At 46.3% G+C, this 19,613-nt stretch carries 17 protein-coding genes; 14 read left to right on the top strand and 3 right to left on the bottom strand.

Annotated elements, in window-relative coordinates; translation table 11 throughout:
- Positions 1 to 130 precede the first annotated feature (130 nt).
- The gene (locus OIU26_RS05720; RefSeq protein WP_013372595.1) at positions 131 to 379 is read right to left on the bottom strand and encodes a KGG domain-containing protein; all 249 of its coding nucleotides are present in this window, start codon (positions 377 to 379) and stop codon (positions 131 to 133) included.
- 175 nt (positions 380 to 554) lie between these two features.
- Positions 555 to 1,589 carry an acyltransferase family protein gene (locus tag OIU26_RS05715; protein WP_058710429.1) on the bottom strand — a complete coding sequence of 345 codons (1,035 nt, stop codon included), beginning with the start codon at positions 1,587 to 1,589 and terminating at the stop codon, positions 555 to 557.
- A gap of 315 nt (positions 1,590 to 1,904) precedes the next feature.
- Here OIU26_RS05715 and OIU26_RS05710 point away from each other — a divergent pair, with 315 nt between their 5' ends.
- The 4 genes from OIU26_RS05710 (at position 1,905) to mgrA (ending at position 5,338) form a co-directional block, all read left to right on the top strand.
- Positions 1,905 to 2,711 (top strand): alpha/beta fold hydrolase, encoded by an 807-nt coding sequence (locus OIU26_RS05710; protein WP_013372593.1) that lies wholly within the window; start codon positions 1,905 to 1,907, stop codon positions 2,709 to 2,711.
- A 14-nt stretch (positions 2,712 to 2,725) separates the two neighbouring features.
- Positions 2,726 to 3,496, top strand: a complete 771-nt coding sequence (locus tag OIU26_RS05705) for an HAD family hydrolase (RefSeq protein WP_264216205.1) — start codon at positions 2,726 to 2,728, stop codon at positions 3,494 to 3,496.
- Positions 3,493 to 4,233, top strand: coding sequence for an NAD-dependent protein deacylase (locus OIU26_RS05700; protein ID WP_264216204.1), 741 nt, complete (start codon positions 3,493 to 3,495; stop codon positions 4,231 to 4,233). The genes OIU26_RS05705 and OIU26_RS05700 overlap by 4 nt, the downstream gene beginning before the upstream one ends.
- Positions 4,234 to 4,318: 85 nt before the next feature.
- Positions 4,319 to 5,338: an L-glyceraldehyde 3-phosphate reductase gene (mgrA, locus tag OIU26_RS05695; RefSeq protein ID WP_264216203.1), complete on the top strand. Its 1,020-nt coding sequence runs from the start codon at positions 4,319 to 4,321 to the stop codon at positions 5,336 to 5,338.
- Between the two features lie 207 nt (positions 5,339 to 5,545).
- Here the strand turns inward: mgrA and OIU26_RS05690 are convergent, their stop codons facing one another.
- Positions 5,546 to 6,412: an AraC family transcriptional regulator gene (locus tag OIU26_RS05690; protein ID WP_025676132.1), complete on the bottom strand. Its 867-nt coding sequence runs from the start codon at positions 6,410 to 6,412 to the stop codon at positions 5,546 to 5,548.
- 220 nt (positions 6,413 to 6,632) lie between these two features.
- Between OIU26_RS05690 and OIU26_RS05685 the strand changes: the two genes are divergently transcribed.
- The 10 genes from OIU26_RS05685 (at position 6,633) to ptsP (ending at position 19,528) form a co-directional block, all read left to right on the top strand.
- Positions 6,633 to 7,811, top strand: a complete 1,179-nt coding sequence (locus tag OIU26_RS05685) for a galactokinase (protein WP_264216202.1) — start codon at positions 6,633 to 6,635, stop codon at positions 7,809 to 7,811.
- A 1-nt stretch (position 7,812) separates the two neighbouring features.
- Positions 7,813 to 8,802 (top strand): UDP-glucose 4-epimerase GalE, encoded by a 990-nt coding sequence (gene galE / locus OIU26_RS05680; RefSeq protein ID WP_013372586.1) that lies wholly within the window; start codon positions 7,813 to 7,815, stop codon positions 8,800 to 8,802.
- Positions 8,803 to 8,819: 17 nt separating this feature from the next.
- Complete coding sequence (locus tag OIU26_RS05675) at positions 8,820 to 10,463, top strand: UDP-glucose--hexose-1-phosphate uridylyltransferase (RefSeq protein ID WP_264216201.1); 1,644 nt, start codon at positions 8,820 to 8,822, stop codon at positions 10,461 to 10,463.
- 185 nt (positions 10,464 to 10,648) lie between these two features.
- Positions 10,649 to 11,812 (top strand): iron-containing alcohol dehydrogenase, encoded by a 1,164-nt coding sequence (locus tag OIU26_RS05670; protein WP_264216200.1) that lies wholly within the window; start codon positions 10,649 to 10,651, stop codon positions 11,810 to 11,812.
- 172 nt (positions 11,813 to 11,984) lie between these two features.
- Positions 11,985 to 12,503, top strand: coding sequence for a hypothetical protein (locus OIU26_RS05665; protein WP_013372583.1), 519 nt, complete (start codon positions 11,985 to 11,987; stop codon positions 12,501 to 12,503).
- A 48-nt stretch (positions 12,504 to 12,551) separates the two neighbouring features.
- Complete coding sequence (locus tag OIU26_RS05660; RefSeq protein ID WP_025676129.1) at positions 12,552 to 14,087, top strand: flotillin family protein; 1,536 nt, start codon at positions 12,552 to 12,554, stop codon at positions 14,085 to 14,087.
- Between the two features lie 192 nt (positions 14,088 to 14,279).
- Positions 14,280 to 15,152: a glucose PTS transporter transcription antiterminator GlcT gene (gene glcT, locus OIU26_RS05655; protein WP_013372581.1), complete on the top strand. Its 873-nt coding sequence runs from the start codon at positions 14,280 to 14,282 to the stop codon at positions 15,150 to 15,152.
- 239 nt (positions 15,153 to 15,391) lie between these two features.
- Positions 15,392 to 17,437 (top strand): glucose-specific PTS transporter subunit IIBC, encoded by a 2,046-nt coding sequence (ptsG, locus tag OIU26_RS05650; RefSeq protein ID WP_025676128.1) that lies wholly within the window; start codon positions 15,392 to 15,394, stop codon positions 17,435 to 17,437.
- A gap of 110 nt (positions 17,438 to 17,547) precedes the next feature.
- Entirely contained in the window at positions 17,548 to 17,823 is a 276-nt protein-coding gene (locus tag OIU26_RS05645; RefSeq protein WP_013372579.1) for an HPr family phosphocarrier protein, read from the top strand.
- Positions 17,816 to 19,528, top strand: coding sequence for a phosphoenolpyruvate--protein phosphotransferase (ptsP, locus tag OIU26_RS05640; protein ID WP_129549826.1), 1,713 nt, complete (start codon positions 17,816 to 17,818; stop codon positions 19,526 to 19,528). Before OIU26_RS05645 ends, ptsP begins: the two co-directional genes overlap by 8 nt.
- Positions 19,529 to 19,613 lie beyond the last annotated feature (85 nt).

The following is a 19,613-nucleotide window of genomic DNA, read 5'->3' as shown; positions in this document are numbered from 1 at the left end:
AATTGGATTCTTCGAACTCTGATATTCTGATATGTTAGCTTATCGGATAAATAGGAAAAGCCCATGCCGCAATAAAGCGGATGGGCTTAGGCTTGTTTTTATTAAAGGAGGGGGTATATGAAACTATATTTTAATTTCTGCCACCTTTACGACCGATGTCTCTGTAGAAATTTTTGTCATGCGACTCAGCTGTAGCATCGCCGCCCTTTTTGCCGATTTCCTGATAAAATTCCTTATCATGTGAGTTTGCGGTTGCTTGTCCGCCTTTTTTTCCAATCTCCTGATAAAATTCCTTGTTGTGCTTCTTGGAAGTAGCTTCTCCACCCATACGGCCTGCTTCTTCGCGACTCATTTTACCCTGATTTTGATTACGTGCCATGACAAATCACCCCTTATGAAAAAGTTGTTTTTTGTTGCGCGTATCTTTTACTTACCACAACTTGCCTGTATGAAACAGGTACTATGCGTGAAGTAAAGAGGGGGGAGACCCACTTCCATTTTCGTCTGTAAGCGGGTTGTCGCGTGCTGATTGTGAAATATAAATGGATAAAAAATTACGCAGACCGTCTAAAAAGATAAGGAGCTGGCTTCAACATCCACTCTACTTGTGGCTCAATCAGAGGCCGTGTTGCAGTTCGAACCCAAGGCATGGTCAACAGACAGCACAGACCTGTGGCGCACACTAGAATCAACATGACTTCCACAGGAGTATCTATATACTCGTAGACTCCTTTTGCAACAACGGAACGGACGATTAAGCCATGGAGCAAAAAGACATATAATGTACGCCGTCCCATCTCGGTTATACGCCCTATGACGGCTGGAACAAAGCTTAGAAACGCCATAGATGCTATCCATTGAACTCCATAAATGCCGATACGGTAAATCCCTGCGTACCATTCGGTATGGCCCAGTTCACCATAAGTCATGTTGCCATATAGCCAGCCAGCCGGGATGCCAAAATACGACGTTCCCGCCAGTACCATAAGCAAAAGAGATACAATGCCGGCGATTATACGGACAGGTGTTGTGAAGAAGCGTCGAACGTCCGCATAATTCAAATGATAACCTGCTACAAAGTAAGGCAAATAAACAAAGGTTCTGCATACGCTTAGCCATATACCGTCTACGGGGAGATATCCGACAAGAATACCCAGTAGCACGGATATACCCAGTTGGAAGACTGGTGGTATTTTCTGAAAAGACAGCATTAACAGTCTCCAGCAGATGTGGCTGGCAAGGAACCAAAGCAGCAAATAAGGAGCAAAAAAAGAATGATGGATATGGGGAACGTGAAAGATTACGACATCCAAGATTGAATAAAGGGATTGGAAAATCAGATATTGCATACCGATCTGAAGCAGAACTTTTTGTCCTGCGAGACCTGTCAAAGTGGTTCTGGCAAAGTAGCCTGTAACGAGTACAAACAACGGCATATGAAACATGAATATCCAGCTGAACCATTGTTGGGCAAGATGAAGTGAACCGACTAATGGCTCCAGGGCGTTTCCTGCAAATACGCATATAATCAACAGAAATCGCAAATTGAGAAAGAAGCTTTCCCCTTGTACATCATGGCTTGTCGTCATGTGTTTCCCTCCGAACGGCTTCTGCCGATTAAACTATTTAAAAAATAATTCTTTACAAGGAACAAGGTACGATACTCTGGACCTCAACATTGTGATTTTATTCACAACAGTAAGCGCTGTCATGTCCTTTTTATGTGGCGAAAGCTTGAACACGGAATAAAGATGGGCTCATGTCTGGAAACGTGTGCTCATTTGACCCTGTATGTGCAACGATGTTACCCTAACAGGGTTATAGCTATTGCTATCGAATACAGCGAAACCTTTTATATTCAAGCTAAGAATTACGAGGTACGAAAGACGAAAGGAACTTTTATAATGAGAAGAAGAACAAGAAGATCATACAATTCTTATGGGACACGCGGTTCTCGGAAAATATGGAAAATTCTTTTAGGTATCCTAATTGTCATCGTGCTAATCGCGGGTTGGGGAGCATGGAAGGTATTTACGCCTTATCAGCCTGACGAGACGGCTGCTGCTGCATTAGCTGAAATAGCGGATACTGTGAAAGTAAATGAGCAAGAGCATTGGTTAAGCTTTGAGCCTGCCAAAAGAAGTGGATCAGGAGTCATTTTGTACCCAGGGGCGTTGGTTAAACCCGAAAGTTATGCGCCCTTGGCACGCCGTTTGGCAGAAAAGGGACATCATGTGATTATTGGAAAAATGCCACTGAACCTTGCATTGATCTCACCGGATTTGGCGAATGAAGTGCTGAAGGCGTATCCGGAGGAAGCCTTTGTTATTGGCGGTCATTCGTTAGGTGGTGTGATGGCGGCCCGATATGCAGCTGCACATTCTGATCAGATCAAAGGTGTATTTTTCCTTGCTTCCTACCCGGATAACAAGGGTAATTTAAAGGATAAAAATCTGCCAGTTATTTCTCTGTTAGGAAGTGATGATGGTGTCATCCAGATGAAAAATGTCCAAAGTGGGAGAACTTATTTACCTGCCAACACGCTGTATTTTACAGTCGAAGGGGGGAACCATGCCCAATTTGGCAGTTACGGTGCCCAGAAAGGGGATAACCCTGCGAAAATTAGCGCCGTTGAGCAATGGAACCAGACGGTAACGGCTTTACAGGATTGGATGAAAGAGAGTGTGGATTCAGCTTCTAAGAACCCGTAAAGGAGGTGTAATGCATGTCTGAGCTGATCGTGCAGGGGAAGCGATACCCATGCCGTGGCATCTTATTCGATAAAGATGGCACGCTGCTGGATTTTATTCAGTTGTGGGGCCCCTGGGCTCGTTCTATACTGGATATGATGGAGCAGCATCTTGTCGTGGCGGGAGCCGGTTTTACAATGGAAAAAGGCAACGTTCTAGGTACTGTTCACGATCGGGAGGGACATGTGATCGGTTACGATCCTTCTGGCCCGCTGGCAATGGGAACGGTGGACGAAAGTACGGGTGTACTGGCTTGGCAGCTTTATACTGCCGGTGTCCCGTGGAATGAAGCTGTGCGGCTTGTCCGCGAATTTAATAAAACAGCGATGGCTGACGTCCGCCGACATCGGGCAGCGAAGGTGTTTCCAGGGTTACGGACTTTATTGGAGCAAAGTCGCCATGCCGGAATAAAGCTGGCGGTTGTGACCTCTGACAGTACAGAGGCTGCACAAGAGCATTTGGAGTGGATGGGGCTGACATCCTATTTTGACGAGATCATCGGACATGATAGGGTTACATACGGCAAGCCTGATCCGGAAATGGCTGAAACAGCTTGCGCGTTACTAGGACTGTCGCCGGCGGACGTGGTAGTGATCGGAGACAGTAATGGGGATATGCAGATGGGCAAGCGTGCCGGATTACGGCTAGCCATTGGATTTGCGCCGGCATCGGAACGTTCCAGTCATTTGCTGGATGCGGATAAGGTGGTTCGTGGATATGAAGAGCTGGAGGTGCGTAGAGCATGAAAGTTAATACATTGGCGGAATGGATACAGCAATCACAGAATATTGTTTTTTTCGGCGGAGCAGGGACATCAACGGAAAGTGGTATTCCAGATTTTCGTTCGGCAGCAGGCTTGTATCAGAGTGAGGAAAAATTGCCCTACTCTCCTGAGGTTATGCTTAGCCGCTCTTTTTTTGTGAAGCATCCTGAAGTATTCTTCGATTTCTATCGCAGCAAAATGCTGCATCCCGATGCGAAGCCGAACGGCTGTCATCATTTTCTCGCGTCTTTGGAAAAGCAAGGCCGTCTTAAAGCGGTTGTGACGCAAAATATTGACGGATTACATCAGGCTGCAGGCAGTAGAAATGTACTGGAGCTTCACGGCTCGGTACATCGCAACTACTGTATGGAATGCGGTCGCTTTTACGACCTAAATGAAGTGATGAACAGTTCCGAGGTTGTACCTAAATGTCCGGTAGATGGAGGAATGATCAAACCGGATGTCGTTTTATATGAGGAAGAGTTGAATCAGGATACCCTTATTCAATCCATCCAGGCCATTTCTCAAGCAGATCTGCTGTTAATCGGAGGAACGTCACTGACAGTTCACCCTGCGGCGGGCTTGATTACTTATTTTCGTGGTAAACATACAGTGCTGCTGAACACAGACCCCACCTCGTATGATCACAAGGCGGATCTTTTGATCACTGAACCGATCGGTAAAGTTATGGAAAAACTTGCTCATCAATTGGGCTTGTAATCGTTTTCTTGTCAACGCCCGGATAAAAGCGCTATGATGATGGTTGTAATGGACATAACAATGTTTCGAGAGAGGCTGTGATAGCATGGTTTATTTAGCTGGCGAAGATCGTTATGAAAGTATGAAATATAACCGTACAGGGAGATCGGGTCTTAAATTGCCCGCTATTTCGCTAGGCTTGTGGCACAATTTTGGCGGGATTAACAACGCGGAGAATGGTCGCAGCATGATTACTCGCTCCTTTGATCTGGGCATTACGCATTTTGATTTAGCTAATAACTATGGTCCTCCTGCAGGCTCAGCTGAGGAATTTTTCGGACAAGTGTTAGCCAGTGATATGAAACCGTACCGGGATGAATTGGTCATCTCTACCAAAGCAGGCTACCATATGTGGGCAGGTCCTTATGGTGACTGGGGATCTCGTAAGTATATGATATCCAGTCTGGATCAGAGTCTGAAGCGATTGGGACTGGACTATGTCGATATATTCTACTCTCACCGCTTCGATCCGAATACGCCGCTGGAAGAAACGATGGGAGCACTGGATCATATCGTACGTTCCGGCAAAGCGCTGTATGTGGGCGTGTCTAATTATAGTGCAGAGCAAACGGCAGAAGCAGCTCGCATTTTGAAGGAGCTTGGAACACCGATGTTAATCCATCAGCCGAGATACTCTCTGCTTGACCGCTGGATTGAAAATGGATTACAAGATGTACTGGACGAAAACGGGATAGGTAGCATTGCCTTTTGTCCACTGGCTCAGGGACTGCTGACCAATAAATATTTGAACGGAATTCCCGAGGATTCACGCGCGGCAAGCACATCGGTATTCCTGAATGAGAACCATGTGACGCCCGAAACTCTGCGCAAGGTGCGCGCCTTGAATCAGATGGCTGCTGCACGTGGACAAAGTTTGGCTCAATTCTCACTGGCATGGGCTCTACGCGGTGAACGTCTGACCTCTGTCCTGATTGGGGCTAGCCGTGTAAGCCAAATCGAAGAAAATGTTGAAGCTTTATCCAATCTGGAGTTTTCACAGGAGGAGTTGGATCGGATTGATTCGATTCTAAATGCCGGGAACGGACAAGACGGCGACAAAGCTTAATGACAAAAGATATTCCAGAGTTATCGGCCTAATTTCACATTCTCCTTATAAATATATACTTAACAGCCCGCATCCGTTTGAAGGATGCGGGCTGTTTGCTTTATGGCTGGGAGTAGGGGAAACCAATGCCCTGTCCAGCATCCCCTGTAAAAGAAGATCAACCGTCTGTTGGAAGCAGCAGCTTCGTAAAGCCTCTTAAAGCTTACTTTACGACTGTGGATACTGCTTAACCTTGCTTCGGTACTCGGTTGGAGACTGCCCACAGAAGCGTTTGAATTGACGTGAGAAATATAGAGCATCGGTTAATCCTACAGATGCAGCCACTTGCTCAACCGACAGCTCAGGACGTTCGCGCAGCAGTTGACGTGATTTGTCGATCCGTAGCTTAAGCAGATAGGTGACGGGGGAGATGCCCGTTTCCTTTTTGAATATCCGTGATAAGTATGCACGGTTATAACCAAGACCTTCAGACATTTGCTCAATGGAAACGGGGTGTGCGTACTGAGTGGACATGTATTGAACCATCTGCTTGACTGTACGTCGAATTTGCGAATCCGCCCCAGATGGATCAGTCCAGTCACTCAGGTAATTGCTTGCTTCTCCCATAATCAGGTACAAATAGCCCAAGGCTGAAAGATGAGAACTAGATTTTCTGCTGTAAAAGGCCAATTGCATTTGCTCCAGATAACCAGGAATGGGACTTTGATCAGCAGCATGGAAAACAGGCTGATGAACACGCAGTCCTGCCTCCTGCACCACCTGCTCTGTATGGTGTCCGGTAAAGGCAGACCAACGATAACGCCACGGTTCCTCTTCATCAGAGGTGTAGCTCACCAGCTGACCGGGATGAATAAGGAAAAAATCGTTTTTTTTAAGCTGATATGTGTGCTGTTCTGTTCGAAAGATGCCTTTGCCCGACTCTACAAAGTGAAGCAGATAATAATCATAGATTTTCGGCCCTACGGCATGACCGGATTTGGTCTGGCTCTCTCCTGCAAAAAGCACATGCAGCGGGCTATTTTCATAAAACACCGGATTAGAGGCGACAGCATAACTATATGAATGCGCTTGCAAAATAGGGCCATCCTTCCTGCATTTGTGAATAGTTTAGTGGATGCGGTATACTTACATTGTACATGTCCAAGTCACATTTATCCATAGCTTAAACACATGGATGCATTACATTGTGTGACGCTTTCATTTATACTGAAATCATAAGAGATGTCAACCTGATTAAGATATTACAGGGAAATCAGGGAGACTTTTACTAACGGTGAATGAGGTGGAAGCGGGTATGAACTCTACTGAATTAAAGAAACATTTTATTGAAAAATATGGTGAAAGCAGCAATGAACTGCTGATATTTCATGCACCTGGCCGTGTCAATCTCATTGGAGAGCATATCGACTATAATGGTGGTTATGTACTCCCGGCTGCGCTGGAATTTGGTACGACGTTGACTCTTCGTGCACGCAATGATGATCAAATTCATTTTGCTTCGACAAACCTGTCGTATGAAGTGTCTATCCCCCGCGGAGAAATAGGAAAAAGCAAAACGGATGAGTGGGTGGACTATCCGGTGGGTGTACTGGTGGAGTTGGCTGAAAAGGGTGTTTATCCGTCTAGCGGATACGACCTGCTCTATCATGGAGAAATACCGAACGGAGCCGGATTATCCTCCTCAGCCTCGATTGAGGTCGTGACAGGCTACGCTTTCCTAACTACCGAAAAGCAGAAAACCGACACAGTCGAAATCGCTTTGTTGTCCCAGCGGGCAGAAAACAATTACGTGGGTGTTAATTGCGGCATTATGGACCAGTTCGCTGTAGCGAACGGAGCGGCTGATCATGCAATCCTGCTGATGTGCGATACGCTGGAGTACCGTAAAGTGCCATTCCGCACAGGAGCTTATAAGCTTGTGATCGGCAATACAAATAAGCGCCGCGGTTTGGTGGATTCAGCCTATAACGAGCGTCGCAGTCAATGTGCGGAAGCACTGTCCATTTTGCAGCAGCAGGAGCCGTCACTGGAATACCTCGCACAGCTGGATGAGGCTCGGTTTGGAGAGCTTCAGCATCATATTGCTGATGAAACAGTCCGTCGCCGGGCACAGCATGTGGTGGAGGAAAACGCTCGTGTGCTGGCCTCTGTCGAAGCTCTCGCGGCGAATGAACTTGCAGCTTTCGGTCAGTTAATGAACGCTTCTCATGATTCATTACGTGACTTGTATGAGGTCAGCTGCACTGAGCTGGATGTTATGGTCGAAGAAGCACGACGCATTCCTGGCACGCTGGGTGCTCGCATGACAGGGGCTGGGTTTGGAGGTTGTACGGTTTCATTGGTTCATGAGGATGATGTGGATCGTTTTGTAAAGGAAGTCGGTGAAGCTTATCAGACCCGTACAGGGCTGGAAGCCAGCTTTTATGTATGCAAGGCAGGAGACGGAGTTAAAGAACTGAAGGAGGACGAATAACATGGCCATTTTAGTCACAGGTGGAGCTGGATATATTGGTTCACATACCGTAGCAGAATTGTTGGATTTGGGAGAAGAAGTTGTTGTGCTGGATAACTTGCAAACCGGACACAAAGGAGCATTGCTTGGAGGCAAGTTGTATGAAGGCGATTTGAGGGATAAAGAACTTCTGTCCAAACTGTTCTCTGAAAATAATATCGACGCAGTTATTCATTTTGCAGCCAACTCGCTGGTTGGGGAAAGCATGCAAAATCCTGGAAAGTATTATGACAACAACGTATTTGGTACGTTGAGCTTGTTGGAGGCAATGAAAGATGCTGGCGTAAGCAAGATCGTATTTTCCTCGACTGCGGCTACCTACGGCGAACCGGAAAAGGTGCCGATTGAAGAAGGTGACCGTACAGAGCCAACCAACGTATATGGTGAAACAAAGCTGATGATGGAGCGTATGATGTCCTGGTTTGATAAAGTATTAGGCATCAAATACGTATCTTTACGGTATTTTAATGCGGCTGGTGCGCATGAGAGTGGCAAGATCGGTGAAGATCACCGACCAGAAAGCCATCTGATCCCATTGGTACTCCAGACAGCATTAAAACAGCGTCCACATATCGCTGTATTTGGTGAGGATTATGCGACACCGGACGGAACGTGTGTCCGTGATTACATTCATGTAAGTGATTTGGCGGATGCTCATGTGCGCGCAGTGAATTACTTGCGTGAAGGTAATGACAGCAACATATTTAATCTGGGCAACGGGCAGGGCTTCTCTGTAAAGGAAGTTATTGAAACGGCACGCAAGGTCACTGGGCTCGACATTCCAGTTGTTACAGAACCCCGCCGTGCAGGCGATCCAGCAATATTGGTTGCCTCTTCTGACAAGGCTCGTTCGGTGCTGGGCTGGAGCCCAAAACGTACCCAACTGGAGGATATTATTAGCGGAGCATGGGGATGGCATCAGTCACACCCTCAAGGCTACGGCGACGAATAGACGGGAGACGATGACATATGACCGAGCGCCAATCCGTAGATAAAGACCAAGGCCGGGAACTTTCCCGGCACCTGGCCCATGACATCGATGAAACTGTACAGCAATCGGCTCTATATGCGGTGGAACAACTGGTTGCATTCGCACAAAAGAAGAACTTGATCGGTCTGCAAGATACAGATTACAGCCGTAATCTGTTATTAGAGCAGTTCGGATTTTCGGAGCCTTATTCCGGTGGGGAAGCAGGGGGCATTATTGCCCCCGAAGCTCTCCAGCCTGTGCTTAATGTATTGTTAGATTATGGTTTTGCTATAGGGATTATCCCTGAAAACACGGATACGTATCGTGATTTGCTGGATTCCAAAATCATGGGGCAGCTAATGGCGAGACCGTCTGAAGTCATTCGTGACTTTCATCAAACGGAGGCTGAACGTGGTATAGAAGCGGCTACAGATGCTTTTTATCAATTATCCATCGATTCAAACTACATCCGAATGGATCGGGTAGCCAGCAATGTGTACTGGAATCAGTCAACACCTTACGGAGATATGGAAATTACGATTAATTTGTCCAAGCCAGAAAAGAGTCCTAAGGAAATTGCAATGGCGAAGCTTTTGCCGCCGCCTGTTTATCCCAAATGTCAATTGTGCCGTGAAAACGTTGGATACGCGGGGAGGGTAAATCATCCGTCCCGTCAAAATTTGCGTATCATTCCGGTAGAATTGAATGGGGAACCGTGGTTTTTTCAATATTCACCTTATGTGTATTACAACGAGCATTGCATTGTGTTCCATCATGATCATGTACCCATGAAGCTTACAAAGGATACGCTACGGCGGTTGCTGGCCTTTACGAAAGCGTTTCCGCATTATTTCATTGGCTCTAATGCGGATCTGCCCATTGTCGGAGGGTCGATCCTGACTCATGATCATTTTCAGGGTGGTCGTCATACATTCCCAATTGAAAAAGCGGGTGTGGACGGCGTATACCATAATGAAGCATTTCCGCAGGTTACGGCAGGTATTGTAAACTGGCCAATGTCGGTCATTCGTTTTACGTCAACAGATGCCGAGGCACTGTTGGAGGCGGGGAATGCTGCTTTTGAAGCCTGGAAAGGTTATAGTGATCCATCGGTAGACGTTCTCTCTCATACCGAGCTGGAGGGGGAAACGATTCCGCATAATACAGTAACTCCGATTGTGCGACGGGATTCCGAAGGAAGATATCAGATGGATCTCGTACTGCGCAACAATCGAACGAGTGAAGAGTACCCTGAAGGTATTTTTCATCCCCATCGCGAGATGCATCATATCAAAAAGGAAAATATCGGTCTAATCGAAGTGATGGGGCTTGCCATCTTACCAGGGCGACTCAAGGATGAACTGGATGGAATTGCTGATATTTTGTGTGGGAACGATGAATTGGCTGTGGCTATGCAGCAAGAAGGACATCCACTGTTTAAGCATGCAGACTGGATTTACCAGTTGAATACCCGGTTTGGTCGTCTGTCTGACAAAGAGACGGCTGTCCGTACCGTGCAAAATGAGGTCGGACTGAAATTCAGTGAAATTTTAGAGCACGCAGGAGTGTATAAACGGAATCCATCCGGTCAGCAAGCGTTTGGCCGTTTTATGAAACAAATGGGATATACCTTGGGAGAATAAAGTAGCTTGTGTTGCCACATAATACAATACGAGAACCCTCCCAAGATGTGAAATATAACCATACTCCTTAAGGAGTATGGTTTTTTTTCTGAAAACAAAGCAATTTGTTTCCTGTAACCATAAAGGTTATAATAGAGTAGTTTCTTAACATTAAACTTTAGAAATATTGGAGGCGAGCGTTTGCGATGAAAGCATTCGAATTTTATAATCCTACACAATTGATCTTTGGTAAAGGACAATTGGAGGCTCTCAAGCGTGAAGTTCCTAAATACGGTAAACGTGTACTGCTTGTATATGGCGGCGGCAGCATTAAGCGCAGCGGTTTGTACGATAATGTAATAAAATTGCTTGGTGAAATTGGTGCAGAGGTAACAGAACTGGCTGGTGTAGAACCGAATCCTCGTTTGTCAACGGTACATAAAGGCGTTGAATTGTGTAAAACAAACCAAATCGATCTTGTACTGGCTGTAGGCGGTGGTAGTGTACTGGATTGCTCCAAAGCTATTGCTGTCGGTGCAAAATATGATGGCGACATGTGGGATTTTGCAGAGCGTAAAGCGGCTCCACAAGCAGCCTTGCCATTAGGTACGGTTCTGACCATGGCGGCAACCGGTTCTGAAATGAACGCAGGTTCTGTTATTACAAACGAAAAAACTCAGGAAAAATTGGGATGGGGCAGTGTACATGCGTTTCCTGCGTTTTCCATTCTTGATCCGGTGAACACATACTCTCTGCCACAAAATCAAACGGTTTACGGAATTGTGGATATGATGTCACATACGCTCGAGCATTATTTTCATTTGGAATCCAATACTCCGGTTCAACTGGGCTGGTGTGAAACGATTTTGCGTACGGTCATAGATGCGGCTCCGGGACTGGTCAACGATCTGGAAAACTACGAGCTGCGTGAAACGATTATGTATTGTGGTACGATGGCACTGAACGGCTTCCTGAACATGGGGCTGACAGGTGACTGGGCTACTCACAATATTGAGCATGCTGTGTCTGCTGTTTATGATATTCCGCATGGTGGAGGACTGGCTATTCTGTTCCCGAACTGGATGAAACATAACTTGCATGTGAAGCCTGAACGTTTCAAACAGCTGGCTGTGAATGTGTTCCATGTGAACCCAGAAGGCAAGAGTGACGAAGAAGTAGCGCTGGAAGGTATTCAAGCATTGCGTGATTTCTGGAACTCGATTGGTGCGCCAAGCCGTCTGGCTGATTATGATATTGATGCGTCCAAAATTGATGTAATGGCTGATAAAGCTGTGAAATTTGGACCTTTCGGAGGCTTTAACAAGCTCAATCGCGAAGATGTAGTCGAAATTTACAGAGCATCCCTGTAAACAGCATTTGGATCATAATAGGCACGTTTGTGCGTCATAAGACGTACGAACGTGCTTTTTTGGGTTTAATTTGGAATATTGGAGGTAAATTTTGAAACTTTTTAAGGTTGAATACGTAAACATAGTTATAGACTGGAAACCAGACTGAAAAGTACATGGAAGGAGGAGTCGCATGGAAACCTTATTTTGGTGGTTGTTGGCAGGAGGCGCAATCTTTACTGTGGTTAGTGTGTTGATCGGGGATGTACTCGGTAGCTGGCTGGATGGGGCGTTAGAGTTGCCGGGCCTTGATTGGTTCAGACCTGTCGTTCTACTTGGGGCTATGACTGCTTTTGGCGGGGCTGGAGTACTACTGACAAAGTATACTGGGCTGACCATGGGCTGGGTTGTTGTGCTAGCTTTAGGGATTGCACTTGTTATTGGAGTGCTAGTGTTTTTTGCATTTATCAAGCCCATGGCGAATTCAGAGGTATCCAGCGGCTTCTCGATGCGTGAACTAACTGGCAGAATCGGTGAGGTTACCATTCCTGTACCTGAGGTTGGTTACGGGGAAGTTATGATCCGCTTGGGTGCAGGCAACACCATACATACAGCATCTAGCTTTGATCACAAACCGCTAGCTGCGGGGACCCGTATTGTCGTGGTTGAGGTCGCAGAGGGCGTCGTCCGCGTAGCGTACCTGGACACATAGACGGCGCATTCGCTTAACTTGAAGGGAGCGTGATCGGGAGTGTCAAATTTGCAAGATATTGTGTTGGTCCCTGGAATTGTTGTCATTGTTATCGTCATATTAGGGATTGCTTTTTGGGCCCGTTACAAAACGGTAGGACCGGATGAAGGAATGATTGTGACAGGTTCTTTTCTGGGAAATAAAAATATTTCCGAGGATGAATCTGGTCGCAAGATTAAAATTGTACGTGGTGGGGGCGCCTTCATTTGGCCTATTTTCCAACAGTCCGAATTTATCTCTCTGTTGTCTCACAAATTGGACGTAACCACACCGGAAGTATATACAGAGCAAGGAGTGCCCGTGATTGCGGATGGTGTGGCGATTATCAAAGTCGGCAGTTCCATTGAGGATGTAGCCACAGCAGCCGAACAGTTTATCGGAAAGCCACTGGAAGCTCTTAGGGGAGAGGCTCAAGAAGTGCTGGAGGGACATTTGCGGGCAATTCTCGGCTCTATGACAGTAGAGGAAGTATACCGTAATCGGGATCGGTTTGCGCAGGAAGTACAGGGCGTGGCTGCGCGCGATCTGAAAAAGATGGGCTTGCAAATCGTTTCATTCACTATCAAAGACGTGCGCGATAAACATGGGTATCTGGATGCGCTCGGTAAGCCGAGAATTGCTGCTGTGAAAAGGGATGCAGAGATTGCAGAAGCCGAGGCAGTGCGGGATGCCCGAATCCAGAAGGCACGAGCAGAACAGGAAGGACAGAAGGCCGAACTGTTGCGGGATACGAATATTGCCGAGGCAGCCAAGGAGAAGGAACTGAAGGTGGCTTCGTTTAAGAAAGAACAAGATACAGCCAGGGCAGAAGCCGATCAGGCTTATCACATTCAGGAGGCCCGTGCCAAGCAGACTGCCGTCGAGGAACAGATGAAAGTCGAGTTGGTACGTAAGGAACGGGAGATTGATATTCAAGCCAAGGAAATACAGGTACGTGAAAAGCAATATGATGCGGAAGTGAAAAAGAAGGCGGAAGCCGATCGGTATGCAGTAGAACAAGCGGCGGAAGCCGACAAATCGCGTAAAATGCGTGAGGCGGAATCGCTGCAATACTCGATTGAAACACAGGCTAAAGCGTCAGCTGAACAAAAACGTCTAAACGGGCAAGCAGAAGCGGATGCAGAACGGGCCAAAGGGACAGCCGATGCAGATGTCATCCGTTTGCGTGGTCTCGCGGAAGCTGAGGCCAAGGAAAAACTGGCGGAGGCGTTCCAGAAGTTTGGAGAAGCTGCCGTGCTCGATATTATCGTGAAAATGCTGCCGGATCTGGCAGGACGCATTGCCGAACCGATTGCATCCATTGATAAACTGACTGTTGTGGATACGGGTAAAGGGGAAGGAGCAACGCGTGTCAGCAATTATGTCACCGAACTGATGGCGACGGCTCCCGAGATGCTTAAGAGTGTATCCGGTATTGATGTAGAGCAGTTGATCAAGGGACTAACCACTGGAAAAAATGGTCTTCATTCCGTACCGTCCTCCGGTGATGCGAACAAGCTACACAATCCAGCCTCGGTTGAGGTGGCACTAACGGATAAAGAATAACGATAAGCCTTTGGGGAACAGATTCTCAGCCCCCAAAAGGCCGCTTTTCATCACAGCATTTCCTGGAAATTGTGATGAAAAGCGTTTTCTTTTTATTGACCTTTAGCGGAATATTTGGTACTTTAACGTGGATTCCTCTGAGCTTCATGCTATAATTCTTAGGATCAAGGTTCTGATAAAAGAGGTGCGGATGTGAGCAGCCTAAAAGTGGCCAAAGCGCTGAATAACAATGTGATTATAGGGATGCATCCCGAGCATGATGAGGTTGTCGTGATTGGAAAAGGAATCGGTTTCAATCGCAAACCCGGCGATCTAATGCCGTTGGATTCAGTTGAAAAATTATTTATATTAAAAAGCCATGAAGAGCAGGAGCAATACAAACGATTGCTTCCTGAGCTGGATGAAAAGCTCATTGAGGTCATCGGTGAGGTGCTTCATCTTGTTCAGCTTCAAGCCAAAAAGCCTCTTAATGAGCACATACTAATTGCTTTAACTGACCATATTGCCTTCTCCATCAACCGTCATAAACAGGGGATTACGATTCATAATCCGTTCTTGTATGAAACTAGGGAAATATATCCTCAGGAATACAAGATGGCTGAGCAGGCTGTTGCTTTGATCAAGGATAAGATGGACGTGGATCTGGGAGAAGATGAAATCGGGTTCGTAGCTCTGCATATTTATAGTGCTATGACGAACCAACATATCTCCGAGGTTAGGAAGGATTCTCGTCTGATTGCTGACATGGTTCAGGTGGTCGAGACGACACTGGATTACCGAATTCCTCTCCAATCCCTTGATTATTCCCGTCTGCTGACTCATCTGAGATTTGCGATTGAACGTGTACGACGAGGAGAGATTGTGCAGGAGATTTACCGATTGGACAAGCTTTTGAATGAAGAATATCCAGAAATGTATATGCTGGCCTGGAAACTTACGAAGATTATGGAGAAAAGGCTACGTAAACCGGTGTATCCAGCTGAAGTTAGCTATTTGACGATGCATCTGCAGCGTTTGTCCCAACGCAAGCAGGGAGAGCAACAAACCGTGATAAAGCCCGAATAAAAAAGTATTGCCTCGCATTTAGCGTGGTGCTATAATCAGTTTTGCAATGAGGAAGACAACAACTAAACATTTTAACGTGTTACTGATTCGATCAGGCATGAGTTGTTTTAAGTTATGATTGTTTACAGCCTAGTGGGGTAAGCTATATCCCAAGGTTGTGTTCAAACATACTTAAATCGGCTCATGCCTTTTTTGTTGTTTTACCTCTGTTCTAAATTTCAGAGAAGGATGTGGAAGGTATGTTTAAAAAGCTTTTCGGCGTTTTACAGCGTGTCGGTAAAGCGTTAATGCTTCCGGTAGCCATTTTGCCAGCTGCGGGGCTTTTATTGGGTATCGGCAACATGCTGGTCAACCCTGATTTTCTCCAGTACATCCCTGCATTAAATGCGGGCTGGGTTCAATCGGTAGCGACCATCATGATGAATGCCGGACAAATTGTTTTTGATAATCTGGCGCTGTTGTTCGCAGTCGGCGTAGCCGTCGGTCTGGCGGGCGGCGAGGGTGTAGCAGGTTTGGCTGCGATCATCGGTTACCTCGTAATGAACATTACGCTGGGTACAGCTGTGGGAGTCACACCTGGTCTGATTGCTCAAAAAATACCGGGTTATGCGAATGTGTTGGGTATTCCTACACTGCAAACCGGGGTGTTCGGCGGGATTATCATCGGTATACTGGCCGCTGCTATGTACAACCGATTTTTCAAAATCGAGCTTCCTTCGTACCTGGGCTTTTTCGCGGGTAAGCGCTTCGTTCCAATTGCAACGGCAGTATCTTCACTGATTGTTGGACTGGCACTGGTTCTGATCTGGCCTCCAGTTCAGCAAGGGCTTAACGCAGTATCTCACTTTATGGTGTATTCCAACCCGACCTTGTCGGCGTTCCTGTTCGGGGTTATCGAACGTGCGCTCATTCCATTTGGTCTGCATCACATCTGGTACTCACCGTTCTGGTTTGAGTTTGGTGAATATGTTAACAAAGCAGGTCAAACCGTTCACGGTGACCAGCAAATCTTCTTTAGTCAGCTTCGCGACGGCGTGGCACTGACAGCAAGTACGTTCCAAGTAGGTAAATTCCCATTCATGATGTTCGGATTACCGGCTGCAGCACTTGCGATGTATCATGAAGCAAGACCAGAACACAAAAAATATGTAGCAGGTATCATGGGTTCAGCAGCCTTGACTTCGTTCCTGACAGGTATTACGGAGCCACTGGAATTTTCCTTCCTGTTCGTAGCTCCATTGCTGTTTGCAGTACACTGTGTATTTGCAGGTTTGTCATTCATGACGATGCAAATTTTGAATGTTAAAATCGGCATGACGTTCTCTGGTGGATTTATTGACTTCCTGATTTTCGGGATTATTCCAACCCGTACGCCATGGTGGTATGTAATTATCGTCGGTCTGATTTTGGCGGTTATTTACTACTTCGGATTCCGATTCATTATACGGAAATTCAACTTGAAGACACCAGGACGTGAAGAAGCTACAGAAAATGTGGATGGTGCAGCAAGCGGTAGCAGTGATGAGCTTCCACATAACATTTTGGCTGCTTTCGGTGGTTCATCGAATATCAAGCATCTGGATGCATGTATTACACGTCTTCGGATTGAAGTTAATGAGAAATCAAACGTTGACAAAGCTCGTCTGAAACAACTTGGCGCCTCGGGTGTCCTGGAAGTGGGTAACAATGTACAGGCGATCTTCGGTACCCGTTCTGACACCATTAAAACTCAAATGGCTGATATCATGGCAGGACGTACACCTGCACCTGCGCCTTCAGAACCAGCTCCACAAGAGGAAAAGGAAGCCGGAGAACAAAAGCAAACGATTGTTGTGGAAGATATCGTGATGCCAGTTAACGGCGAATTGGTTGACATCTCGACAGTTCCCGATCCAGTATTTGCAGAGCGTATGACAGGTGATGGCTTTGCAGTTGTGCCTAATGATGGAACAATTGTTTCTCCTGTCTATGGTAAAGTATTCAATGTATTCCCAAGCAAGCATGCGGTTGGTATTCAATCCGATGGTGGTAAAGAAGTGCTTGTTCATATCGGGGTGAATACAGTGAAGCTTAAAGGTCAAGGATTTGACGTTTTGGTGAACGAAGGCGATCTTGTGTCAGCTGGCCAACCGATCATGAAAGTAGACCTGGAATATGTGAAAGCCAACGCTAAATCCATCATCTCACCTGTCATTTTTACCAACCTTCCAGAAGGTTCTTCGGTAACTTTAAACAAAACTGGAGTATTGAAGGCTGGCGAAGATGGTATAATTACGATAAAATAAACTCTATGTGTTTCGGATTAGTTGAATAGGCGGCTTAAGCCGCCTGGTCATCTGCCCGATATACTGCGTGTAAACAAATATTATCTTTAGGAAAGTGGGAGGAACAAATTATGCAAACAACTTTTAGAATCACGGATGAAGACGGTATCCATGCACGTCCTGCAACTGCGCTGGTAAATACAGCTAACAAATTCAGCGGTGCTGAATCTTTCGCCGAAGCTAACGGTAAAAAAGTAACTTTGAAATCCATTCTGGGTGTATTGTCTCTGGGTCTGGAACAAGGGGATACTATTAACATTATCTGCGAAGGCGCTGAAGCTGCTGAAGCATTGAAAGCTCTTGAAAATGTAATCGTTAACGAAGGGCTGGGCGAAGTTCATGCTTAAAATTTCCGGGATTGCCGCTTCGGCAGGCATAGCCATTGCCCGGGCGTTTATCTTGGAGCATCCGAATTACGCTGTAGAGAGACGCGCGGTTGGTGATGTTGAAGCTGAAATCGCAAGATTGGATGCGGCTTTGGCAGAATCTCAAACCGAATTGGAATCGATTAAGGAGAAAACGCTTCGGGAACTGGGTGAGAAAAAAGCAGAAATTTTTGCATCTCACTTGCTCATCCTGAATGATCCTGAATTGATCGATCCGGTTAAAGCTAAAATCAGAGACGAGCAGCTCAATGCTGACTATGCTTTGAATGAAGTAGCTACACAATTTGTTTCCATGTTTGAAAACATGAAAAGTGCATATTTGCAAGAACGCGCATCGGACATGCGTGATGTAACCAAACGGGTGCTTAATCATCTGCTTGGTGTTCATTTTGTCAGCCCTGCAGAAATTGCCGAAGAAACGATTGTACTTGCAGAAGATTTGACACCTTCCGACACAGCTCAGCTGAACCGTGAATTTGTTAAAGGCTTTGCAACGAACATCGGTGGACGCACTTCGCACTCGGCTATTATGGCTCGTTCATTAGAAATTCCTGCTGTTGTAGGAACGAAAAATATATTGTCTCAAGCTAAAAGCGGCGATTTGATTATCGTCGATGGTCTGGATGGTCATGTATTCGTGAATCCTACCGAAGAAATCATTGCGGAATACCGCGCTAAACAGGTGGCATATGACAAGCAACGCGAAGAGTGGCGTAAGCTGCGTGGCGAAGCTACGGTTTCCGTTGATGGTGTCCATGTCGAACTGGCAGCCAATATTGGTACGCCTAACGATGTAGCTGGTGTTCTGGACAACGGTGGAGAAGGCGTTGGCTTGTACCGTACGGAATTCTTGTACATGGGACGCGACAAGCTCCCATCCGAAGATGTACAGTACACAGCTTACAAAACGGTTCTGGAAAGAATGGAAGGCAAACCGGTTGTAGTCCGTACTTTGGACATCGGTGGAGATAAAGAACTTCCTTATCTGGATCTGCCGAAAGAAATGAATCCGTTCCTCGGATTCCGTGCTATTCGTCTGTGTCTGGATCGCCAGGATATCTTCCGCACTCAATTGCGTGCTTTGTTGCGTGCAAGTGTACACGGTAACCTGCGCATTATGTTCCCAATGATTGCTACGCTGAACGAATTCCGTGAAGCTAAAGCTGTTTTGTTGGAGGAAAAAGAAAAGTTGGTAGCCGAGGGTGTATCCGTATCTGAAGAAATTCAGCTGGGCATCATGGTAGAAATTCCTTCCACAGCGGTATTGGCTGACCAATTCGCAAAAGAAGTGGATTTCTTTAGTATCGGTACTAACGATCTGATTCAATACACCATGGCAGCAGATCGTATGAACGAACGAGTTTCTTACCTGTATCAACCATATAACCCATCCATTTTGCGTCTGGTGAAAATGGTTATTGATGCCGCTCACCGTGAAGGACGTTGGGTTGGTATGTGTGGTGAAATGGCAGGAGACACCACAGCAATTCCGTTGCTGCTGGGTCTGGGACTTGATGAGTTCAGCATGAGCGCAACTTCCATTCTGCCAGCACGTAGTCAAATCTCTAAGTTGTCCCGTGCGGACATGGAGAAATTGGCTGCAAAAGCTCTGGATATGCAAACAGCTGAGCAGGTTGTTGAATTGGTTCAAAGCATCGAAGCATAAGGAAGGGTATCACATTTTTCAAAGGTTATATCTTTTTCCAACAAAAATTGCTGTATACATACAGCAGCCGGTATCTCAACAGATA

This window comes from Paenibacillus sp. BT-177 (assembly GCF_025846815.2).
Taxonomy (GTDB): domain Bacteria; phylum Bacillota; class Bacilli; order Paenibacillales; family Paenibacillaceae; genus Paenibacillus; species Paenibacillus polymyxa_C.
This window is presented reverse-complemented; position numbering and strand designations above follow the sequence as displayed.

Excerpts from the sequence above, each read along its gene's own strand:
- galE (WP_013372586.1), top strand. The coding sequence starts at position 7,813 with ATGGCCATTTTAGTCACAGGTGGAGCTGGATATATTGGTTCACATACC.
- OIU26_RS05705 (WP_264216205.1), top strand. The coding sequence starts at position 2,726 with ATGTCTGAGCTGATCGTGCAGGGGAAGCGATACCCATGCCGTGGCATC.
- OIU26_RS05665 (WP_013372583.1), top strand. The coding sequence starts at position 11,985 with ATGGAAACCTTATTTTGGTGGTTGTTGGCAGGAGGCGCAATCTTTACT.
- mgrA (WP_264216203.1), top strand. The coding sequence starts at position 4,319 with ATGGTTTATTTAGCTGGCGAAGATCGTTATGAAAGTATGAAATATAAC.
- ptsG (WP_025676128.1), top strand. The coding sequence starts at position 15,392 with ATGTTTAAAAAGCTTTTCGGCGTTTTACAGCGTGTCGGTAAAGCGTTA.
- OIU26_RS05715 (WP_058710429.1), bottom strand. The coding sequence starts at position 1,589 with ATGACGACAAGCCATGATGTACAAGGGGAAAGCTTCTTTCTCAATTTG.
- OIU26_RS05675 (WP_264216201.1), top strand. The coding sequence starts at position 8,820 with ATGACCGAGCGCCAATCCGTAGATAAAGACCAAGGCCGGGAACTTTCC.
- OIU26_RS05720 (WP_013372595.1), bottom strand. The coding sequence starts at position 379 with ATGGCACGTAATCAAAATCAGGGTAAAATGAGTCGCGAAGAAGCAGGC.
- OIU26_RS05685 (WP_264216202.1), top strand. The coding sequence starts at position 6,633 with ATGAACTCTACTGAATTAAAGAAACATTTTATTGAAAAATATGGTGAA.
- OIU26_RS05645 (WP_013372579.1), top strand. The coding sequence starts at position 17,548 with ATGCAAACAACTTTTAGAATCACGGATGAAGACGGTATCCATGCACGT.
- OIU26_RS05710 (WP_013372593.1), top strand. The coding sequence starts at position 1,905 with ATGAGAAGAAGAACAAGAAGATCATACAATTCTTATGGGACACGCGGT.
- ptsP (WP_129549826.1), top strand. The coding sequence starts at position 17,816 with ATGCTTAAAATTTCCGGGATTGCCGCTTCGGCAGGCATAGCCATTGCC.
- OIU26_RS05700 (WP_264216204.1), top strand. The coding sequence starts at position 3,493 with ATGAAAGTTAATACATTGGCGGAATGGATACAGCAATCACAGAATATT.
- OIU26_RS05670 (WP_264216200.1), top strand. The coding sequence starts at position 10,649 with ATGAAAGCATTCGAATTTTATAATCCTACACAATTGATCTTTGGTAAA.